The organism is Corallococcus llansteffanensis (genome assembly GCF_003612055.1).
In the GTDB taxonomy this organism is placed as follows: Bacteria; Myxococcota; Myxococcia; order Myxococcales; family Myxococcaceae; genus Corallococcus; species Corallococcus llansteffanensis.
Genome location: NZ_RAWB01000485.1, coordinates 1 through 7520, shown reverse-complemented (window position 1 = coordinate 7520; position 7520 = coordinate 1). Strand labels below are relative to the sequence as shown.

At 68.9% G+C, this 7520-nt stretch carries 8 protein-coding genes and 1 pseudogene; 2 read left to right on the top strand and 7 right to left on the bottom strand.

The window, feature by feature from the left end; genetic code table 11:
- Positions 1-1104: ABC transporter substrate-binding protein (locus D7V93_RS32740; protein WP_147451462.1), on the top strand; the 1104-nt coding region annotated here is incomplete at its 5' end.
- Between the two features lie 46 nt (positions 1105-1150).
- Here the strand turns inward: D7V93_RS32740 and D7V93_RS32735 are convergent.
- From D7V93_RS32735 to D7V93_RS32710, 6 genes are read right to left on the bottom strand one after another with little or no spacing between them, the layout of a single operon-like run.
- Positions 1151-1333: a hypothetical protein gene (locus D7V93_RS32735; protein ID WP_120647122.1), complete on the bottom strand. Its 183-nt coding sequence runs from the start codon at positions 1331-1333 to the stop codon at positions 1151-1153.
- Positions 1320-1586, bottom strand: a complete 267-nt coding sequence (locus D7V93_RS32730) for a hypothetical protein (RefSeq protein ID WP_120647121.1) — start codon at positions 1584-1586, stop codon at positions 1320-1322. The genes D7V93_RS32735 and D7V93_RS32730 overlap by 14 nt, the downstream gene beginning before the upstream one ends.
- Positions 1587-1606: 20 nt before the next feature.
- The gene (locus tag D7V93_RS32725) at positions 1607-2464 is read right to left on the bottom strand and encodes a hypothetical protein (protein WP_120647120.1); all 858 of its coding nucleotides are present in this window, start codon (positions 2462-2464) and stop codon (positions 1607-1609) included.
- Positions 2458-3540 (bottom strand): hypothetical protein, encoded by a 1083-nt coding sequence (locus D7V93_RS32720; RefSeq protein ID WP_120647119.1) that lies wholly within the window; start codon positions 3538-3540, stop codon positions 2458-2460. The genes D7V93_RS32725 and D7V93_RS32720 overlap by 7 nt, the downstream gene beginning before the upstream one ends.
- Entirely contained in the window at positions 3537-5096 is a 1560-nt protein-coding gene (locus tag D7V93_RS32715) for a hypothetical protein (RefSeq protein ID WP_120647118.1), read from the bottom strand. Before D7V93_RS32715 ends, D7V93_RS32720 begins: the two co-directional genes overlap by 4 nt.
- The gene (locus D7V93_RS32710) at positions 5072-5842 is read right to left on the bottom strand and encodes a TadE/TadG family type IV pilus assembly protein (RefSeq protein WP_120647117.1); all 771 of its coding nucleotides are present in this window, start codon (positions 5840-5842) and stop codon (positions 5072-5074) included. Before D7V93_RS32710 ends, D7V93_RS32715 begins: the two co-directional genes overlap by 25 nt.
- Before the next feature lie 241 nt (positions 5843-6083).
- On the opposite strand from D7V93_RS32710, the gene D7V93_RS32705 reads away from it, so the two are divergent.
- The gene (locus D7V93_RS32705; RefSeq protein WP_147451461.1) at positions 6084-6743 is read left to right on the top strand and encodes a hypothetical protein; all 660 of its coding nucleotides are present in this window, start codon (positions 6084-6086) and stop codon (positions 6741-6743) included.
- Positions 6744-6776: 33 nt separating this feature from the next.
- Here the strand turns inward: D7V93_RS32705 and D7V93_RS32700 are convergent.
- Positions 6777-7520 (bottom strand): annotated as a pseudogene (locus tag D7V93_RS32700) (molecular chaperone DnaJ); the annotation flags it as partial.

The window sequence follows — 7520 nt, the reverse complement described above, 5'->3', positions numbered from 1 at the left end:
TCCCAGGGGGGCTCGGCCACGGCCGCCCCGCCAGGTCCTCCGCCCGCGGGCACCCTCCTCATCGGCGAGGTGGGCAGCCTCACCGGCTCCGAGGCCACCTTCGGCATCTCCGCGCGCAACGGCATCGACCTGGCGCTCCAGGAGGCCAACGCGGCGGGCGGCGTGCGGGGCCAGAAGCTGGTGGTGCGCGTCTACGACAGCCAGGGCCGCCCCGAGGAAGGCGCCCAGGCCGCCACCCGGCTCATCGCGCAGGACAAGGTGGTGGCGCTGTTGGGTGAGGCCGCGTCGTCCGTGTCCATGGCCATGGCGGACAAGGCGCAGGCCGCGCGTGTGCCCATGATCACGCCCACGTCCACCAGCCCGGAGGTGACGAAGAAGGGCGACTACATCTTCCGCGTCTGCTTCATCGACCCGTTCCAGGGCCTGGTGATGGCGAAGTTCGCGCGGGAGAACCTGAAGCTGTCCAAGGTCGCGATGCTCGTCGACAACAAGAGCGCGTTCTCCGTGGGGCTGGCGGAGGTGTTCGAGCAGAAGTTCAAGGAGTTCGGCGGCGAGGTGCTCGCCCAGGAGAGCTACTCCAAGGGCGACACCGACTTCCGCGCGCAGCTCACCGCGCTGAAGAACCGCAAGCCGGAGGCGGTGTTCGTGCCCGGCTACTACACCGACGTGGGCATCATCGCGCGGCAGGCGCGCGAGGTGGGCCTGCGCGTGCCGCTGCTGGGCGGCGACGGGTGGGACTCCGACAAGCTCTTCGAGCTGGGGGGCTCCGCGCTGGATGGCAGCTACTTCTCCAACCACTACTCGCCGGACAACCCGGACCCCGTCGTGCAGGGCTTCCTCAAGAAGTACAAGGCGGCCTACGGCACGGTGCCGGACAGCGTGGCGGTGCTGGCGTACGACGCGGGGCGGCTGCTGGTGGACGCGATGAAGCGCGCGCCGGACACCAGCGGGCCCGCCATCCGCGACGCCATCGCGGCGACGAAGGACTTCCCGGGAGTCGCGGGCACCATCAACCTGGACGCCAACCGCGACGCGGTGAAGCAGGCCGTGGTGATGAAGGTGCAGGACGGCAAGGCGGTGTTCGTCACCACCGTGAAGCCGTAGCGCGCAACGCCCCCGCGACGGGCCCCCTCCCACGGGGAGGGGCGCCTCAGGGGATGGGCGACTGGATGATGTAGTAGATGGACTGGAAGTAGGTGTTGAGGGCGCGCAGGAGCTGGATGAGGAACGGCCAGCTCAGGACGGTGAAGCCGAAGAACGCCGCCGTGATGACGCCGTACTCCGCCATGGCCTGGCCGCGCTGGAGACGGCGCTGAAGGCTACTGCGCCGCATCCGGCACCTCCGCCGTGTCGCTCTTCTTGGAGCCCGGGTTCTGGCACTGCTTCATGCACTTGTCGCGCGCCTGGCCCGCGACCTTGATGCACATGGCCAGCGCGCTCTTCGCGACGTCCTTGCACACCTTCTCCATCTTGAGCCGGTCCTCGGCGCACCGGCGCTCGCACTTGGACGCGGCCAGGGCCGGCGTCCCGCACAGCAGCGCGCCCACTCCCAGCGCCAGGACCTGCTTCTTGAACCGCGTCATCATCCGCTCTCCCCCGCGCCCGTTCAGGGCGCGGACTGGGCCCGCATCAGCGACAGGTGGAACTGCACCTCGCGCTGCGCGGAAGGTTGCCGCAAGGTGGCCTGTCCGCGCAGGCCCTTGCGCGTCAGGGTCATCTCGGTCGCCTGGAAGCCCGTCGGGCGGACCTCGGAGACGGCCCAGCCCTCGCCGCGCAGCAGCTCCCGGTAGCCCTGCTCCACGTCAGGCAACGTCGTGTCGTGCAGCCGGCCCGTCACCGTGGTGTTCGTGGCGCCTTCCATTCGCAGGGACAGGGACGCCGCGTCCTGGAGGCCCCGGGGCACCGGGACGCCGTCGGGCACCCGCCCCGCGCGCTCCAGGTAGCGGGCCATGCGCGCGGAGGAGACGAAGACGATGGTCTCGTCCCCCTGGCGCAGCGTGGACATCAGCCGGACCTCTTCCGTCTTCGGAACCCAGTAGCCCACGTAGCCGGCGTTGTCGTTGAAGCGCAGGCCGATGACGGGCAGGCCCTGGCCCAGCAGGAACTGGCGGTAGTGCATCAGCACCTGATCCGACGAGTCCTGCGTGGAGAACCACGCCACGGCGATGGGCGTGTCCGGGCCCAGGTAGTCCGCGGCCAGCGCCTCCGGACGGCCCGCGTTCGGGTAGGGCGGGAAGTACGACAGCGTGCGCGCGAGCACCGCCTCGTCGTGCTTCGAGCGCTCCAGCCCCCGCGCCTCCTGCTCCAGCGCATCCACGGAGGACTCCGCCCGCTCCAGCTCCGAGCGGGCGCCGCCGTAGCGCGCCTCCTCCCAGCCCATCCCGATGAGCGTGCCCGCCACCGCCACCGACACCAGCACCGAAGCGGTGCGGAAGGCGGGGTGCGTGGCCAGTTGCTTCAGCACGACTCCGCGTCCTTGCACCCCATGTACCAGTCACCCCGTTCGCCGTGCTGGTAGGTGTTCTGGTTCTTGTCCTGGTCCCAGTCGCGCCACTCCTGGTTGAAGTAGCGCGTGTCCCCCTCCTGGTTGATGGTGTTCGCCGGGGTCTGCATGTTCGAGAGGTGGGGATGGATGGAGAGGTACGGCTCCTTGGGCGAGTCCTCGAACGCCATGAGCATCATGTCGTCCATCAGCTCCTCGGTGAGCTTGTCCCGGAAGCTGTCCATCTCGGTGCTCACCATGCTGTAGGAGTTGGGGCCCTCGTAGGCGAACTTCACGCGGTCGTACATCTCCCCGCTGCTGTCCGACGGAGAGATGTCCGCATCCTCCGTGAGCGCCCAGGTGTCGGTGAGGATCGCCATCTTCTGTTCCTTGAGGAAGTAGGCGTTGCCGTCCGCGCCGCCCACGCCCGCCTGGGCGTTGTCGTGGACGTTCTCCACGCCTTCCTGCTTCCAGTTCTTCTTGGTCAGCTTCACGCCGTCGCTGAACTCCGGCAGGAACTCTTCCGGCAGCAGGTAGTTCTCCACCACCGCGCGGGCGGAGCACTTGATGAGGCCGCCGTTGGTGAACTCGCCCTGGTAGTCCTGGGCCAGGCCGCTCAGCTCACCCGCGCCCTGCTCCGGCGCCTCGCACGTCACCTGCTTGGCGTTGCTGTTCATCCAGCAGACGTGGGCGACGACGGCGAGGTGGTGGTCCGTGTCCTCGCAGTCCGCGTAGTTGCTGCCGGACATGACATCCGGCCGGTCGATGCCGGACTCGTGGTCGCAGTACGTCAGCCGGGCGTTGTGCTGGACGTTGGAGGCGCCGCCCTGCGGGCCGGTGCCGCCGCCGCCGCCCGGCTTGAGGCCCTTCGTATAGTCCTGCGTGGTGAAGTCCCACACCGTGGTCACGGCCGCTTCCTGCGCATCCAGCGAGTAGCGCAGCAGGTCGTCCAGGAAGAGCGCGTACATGAAGATGGGGATGAGGGCGATCATCGAGAGCGCCATCTCCACGGAGGCGGCGCCCCGGAGCGCGCGGCGCGGCGGTGTCAGGCGGCTCATAGCGTCAGGTCCTTGGCGCCCGCGAGTTCGGACGCGTCCGAGTTGCCCGCCTTGTTCAGCACGTCCGCCGCTTCGTCGGCCGAGAAGGGGTGCAGCTTCACGCGCCAGTAGGGGTTGAAGAGGCCCGGGGCCTCCTTCCAGCCGTTGGGCCCCAGGCGGTGGTAGTAGACGAGCGCCTTGGACAGGGCCGCGCCCTCGCCCGGCGCGAGCCGCAATTGCCCCTGCCCCTGGGCGCCGTGCGTGAGCGAGAAGGAGCCCGTGTCGTTGAGCTCCCAGGGCGCCTTGTCGGCGTCACCCACGAAGAACTGCTTGGTGACGTAGCTGTAGACGCGCGGCTGGCCCCAGTCGCGGCTGGGGTCGTCGCTGGCGCGGAACTTCATGAAGCAGTTGCCGCTGCCCGAGCAGCTCATCAGGTCCTTGGTGTTGACGCCCTTGAAGCGGTCGTGCTGGCCGTTGTGCGCGCCGCTGGGGGTGTGGCTGCCGCCGTTCTCGCTGCTCTCGACGACGGCCTCGTAGGTGCCGACGCCGAAGGCGTGGCGCCACTGCGAGATGAAGGTGCCGTGCTGGTCCGCGACGACGACCTTGCCCTCGTTGCCGGTGACCTGGCCGGGGCCGTGGATGTTGCTCTTGGTCTGGGCGACCTTCGCGCTCCCGTTGTGGCCCACGATCATGTGGGTGCCCTCTTGCGGGATGTCCTTGAGCAGCTCCGTGATGAAGTCGCTGTTATAATACGTGGGCAGCCCGTCCATGATGACCGGGAGGCTGCGGTTGGCGGCCCAGCTGGGACGGGAGGCGTTGGAGATCTCCGTCATGACCTGGGCGCGGGCCTTGGTGCTGGAGCTGGCGCGCGAGCAGTTCATCCCGTCCACCGCGCAGTCGAACTCCTCCGCGTTCATCCCGCCCACGCCCGAGTTCAGCTCGGTGGCACCGGGGACGCTGTAGTCGGTGAGGTCCGCCAGGCTCGAGGACTGGCCGTCGCGCAGCGCGTTGCGCGCCGAGCTGTGGGCCGTCTGCTGCGCGGAGTGGAGATCGTTGGCCAGGTCGTCGAGCGCCGCGACGACCTTGTCGAAGGCCTCGTCCATGCCCTGGACCTTCTGGTCGTAGTCGCTAGCCTTCTGGCTGTACTCCATGGCGATCATCAGCGCCTCGAGCGCGTCGAAGCAGTGCTCGAAGTTGTAGGGCGGGCACTGGATGACCTCCAGGGCCGCGACCACGAAGAAGCTCATCTGCCCGGCGCGCATCATGTCGCCGCTGGCGCTGGCCGCGGCCATGTAGCCATGCGCGGAGGTCATGCCCACGTAGGCGGAGGCGATGGCCCGGTTGCTGACGGTGTAGTAGTTGAGCGCGCGCGCCTCCACGACGCCCATGGAGTAGGCGAGCGCGTCGCTGTGTTGCTGCAGGCTCATCTTCTCGCGCAGCGCGTGGCTGAGGTTGAAGCTCAGCGTCGTCATCAGCGCGAGCAGCAGGAACGACAGGCACGCGAGGACCAGGGACTGGCCCCGCGCACGTCGCCGCCACGCGGGGACGGGCCTCACGGTTCGAACGGGAAGATGCATTCGTTGTCCTCCGGAAGCGCCTTCTGCGTGAGGTAGATGTTGGAGTGCATCCGCATGATGTACGTGGCGCGGATGGGCAGGATGTAGAGCTTGCTGTCCGCGGCGGCGTCGTAGGGGGCCATCTTCTTGACCATGAACTCGTCGCGGGCGCCGTCGTTGCCCAGCCGCAGGACGTACGGCAGGTTCCGGCCGCGCGCGATGTTGTAGATGACCATGTCCGCGAACGGGATGGGCAGGCGGTAGTTGAACGTCACCTGGATGCTCAGCTTGGTGCGCAGGCTGTCCGCCCAGCCGCCCTCACCGGAGGCGACCGCCGGGTTGTCGAAGTCCATCTCCTTGTTGTCATGGGAGCCGGAGCCCATGTTGCCCTTGAGGGGGCCGCAGATGGTCACCTCCGCGAACTTCAGGTCGGAGGCGTCCGACATCGTGTTCTTGCTGATGTCGCCGGACTCCCACTTCGTCTTGAAGTCCTGGGCGCTGGTGATGGGCTTGATGGTCTCCGCGCCACCGTTGGCGGCCTGACTCACCATGGGGAGCAGCACCGCCAGGGCGGCCCGCTCCATGGTGGGGATGTCCGCGTTGTGGATGGAGCCGGCGCGCACGGCCTTGTAGGCCGCGTACTTCGTCAGCAAGCGCGCCTGGTGCATCAGGCCCAGCTGGAGGATGCCCAGCAGCAAGAACACGAACAGGGGCAACACGATGGCCGTCTCCACCGCCACCTGGCCTGATTCGTCGCTGCGCCGCATGCCTCGCCCCTGTACTGGAAAAACCCCAAGGTGGGAGCCTTCCCGACCCATTGTTCCGCTACCTTAACGCCAGGGGGCGGCTCCACGGGAATCGGCCAAGTGGCCGGGAAAGCGGGCCCGTCCCCAGGCTTGCGGACATTATCGGGCAGGCGGGTTCCCGGGGTGCTTGACGCTGTGCGGCCATCATGGTTGGCACGGGAAATCGCGCGAGGCGCACGGAGGCGAATCGATGAACTGGCACGTGGCGAAGCGAATGGGCGTGGTGCTGGCGGTGGCGTTGCTGGCGGCCTGCACGGACGATGGGGACAACGGCACGCCGGACGGCGGTGGCGGCGGCGGAACGACCAAGTCGGCCGGCCCTGGACTGGGGACCTCGAAGGACTCGCCCGAGGGCACGACCTTCACCCTGCCGGCGGGGCTCACGCTGGAGAGCCCCACCAAGACCTACGCCGTGGAAAACCCGGTGGAGTGCGACGACAAGTTCAAGGACGAAGCCGAGGGCAACGGCAACGCCGTGGCCCTGTGCCTCATCTTCAACAACACCACGGGCGGGCCCATCACCCTGACGCTGCCCCCGGGCCTGCTCTTCGTGTCGAAGGACGGGGACATCCAGAACGGCCTGCTCCCGCAGCGGGTCACCATCGAGGTGCCGGCCGGCCCGCGCTACTTCGTGCCGCTGCACCTGTACTGCGCCAACGAGGATCGCGACACCGGTGGCGTGGGGAACAGCTTCGCGCTGGGTCCCGTGGTCCAGTACGCGGCCTTCAAGGAGCTGTACACGCTGCTCGAGGGCAAGACGCTGGAGCGCAAGGACTCCATCCCCATCCAGAAGGCGGTGACCCGCCTGACGAACGGCGAGGGGCTGTCCGACGCCGACCGCGCGGCCCTCAAGGCGCTGTAGTCACCCTTCCGGTCACGTCCGGCGGCGGTGTCGTCAGCGCCGCCGGGCGATGTCCTGGATGAGCTGCACGTAGCGGCGCTGCTGGGGGTTCAACTTGAAGGCCTTGCGCAGCGCGTCCTCCGCGAGCGCCCACTGGCCCTCCCCCCGCGCCACGTCGCCCAGGAAGGCCCAGCCCTCTTCCAGGGCGGGCTCCTGGCGCACCAGCTCCTGGAGCTCCTGGAGCACGAGCCGGCCGTGGGCCTCCGGCTTCATCAGGTAGCGCGCCCAGGCGCGGTGGGCCTGGTAGAGCGGCCGGGGGTCGATGTCGCAGGCGTACTCGAAGTACTCGAAGGCGCCCGCGAAGTTGCGCGCCTCCAGGCGCCGCTTCGCCTCGTCGAACTGGGCGGTCGCGTCCAGCAGGTCGGTGCGGATGCGGAACTGTTCGGCCGCGGTGGGCCGGCCGGTGCCCCGGGCCTTCTCCCGCTGGGCCTGCCGGCGCTTCTTCCACAGCGCGTTCTGCTCCGGCTCCGACAGCGCGCCGTAGGCCCGCGCATAGGCGGCGAGCAGCCCTTCCGCCTTCTCCTTGAGCTCCGCCGTGTGGAAGCGCAGCGGGGCGAACCGGTCCGCGGCGGCGAGGAACGCCTTCCGGAGCGCCACCGGCTGCACGTCCTCCGGCACGTCCAGGAGCGTGAACGGGTCCTGGCTGCGGTGGGAGAGGAACGCGCCCACGAGCGCGTTGCGCGCCGCCTCGTCGTCGTCCGCGAAGGGCGTGCCGGAAGGGGCAGCCGGGGCGGCCAC

What these genes read in the sequence shown, in the direction of transcription:
- D7V93_RS32730 (WP_120647121.1), bottom strand. Translation starts at nt 1,586, where the DNA reads ATGATGACGCGGTTCAAGAAGCAGGTCCTGGCGCTGGGAGTGGGCGCG.
- D7V93_RS32715 (WP_120647118.1), bottom strand. Translation starts at nt 5,096, where the DNA reads ATGCATCTTCCCGTTCGAACCGTGAGGCCCGTCCCCGCGTGGCGGCGA.
- D7V93_RS32735 (WP_120647122.1), bottom strand. Translation starts at nt 1,333, where the DNA reads ATGCGGCGCAGTAGCCTTCAGCGCCGTCTCCAGCGCGGCCAGGCCATG.
- D7V93_RS32720 (WP_120647119.1), bottom strand. Translation starts at nt 3,540, where the DNA reads ATGAGCCGCCTGACACCGCCGCGCCGCGCGCTCCGGGGCGCCGCCTCC.
- D7V93_RS32710 (WP_120647117.1), bottom strand. Translation starts at nt 5,842, where the DNA reads ATGCGGCGCAGCGACGAATCAGGCCAGGTGGCGGTGGAGACGGCCATC.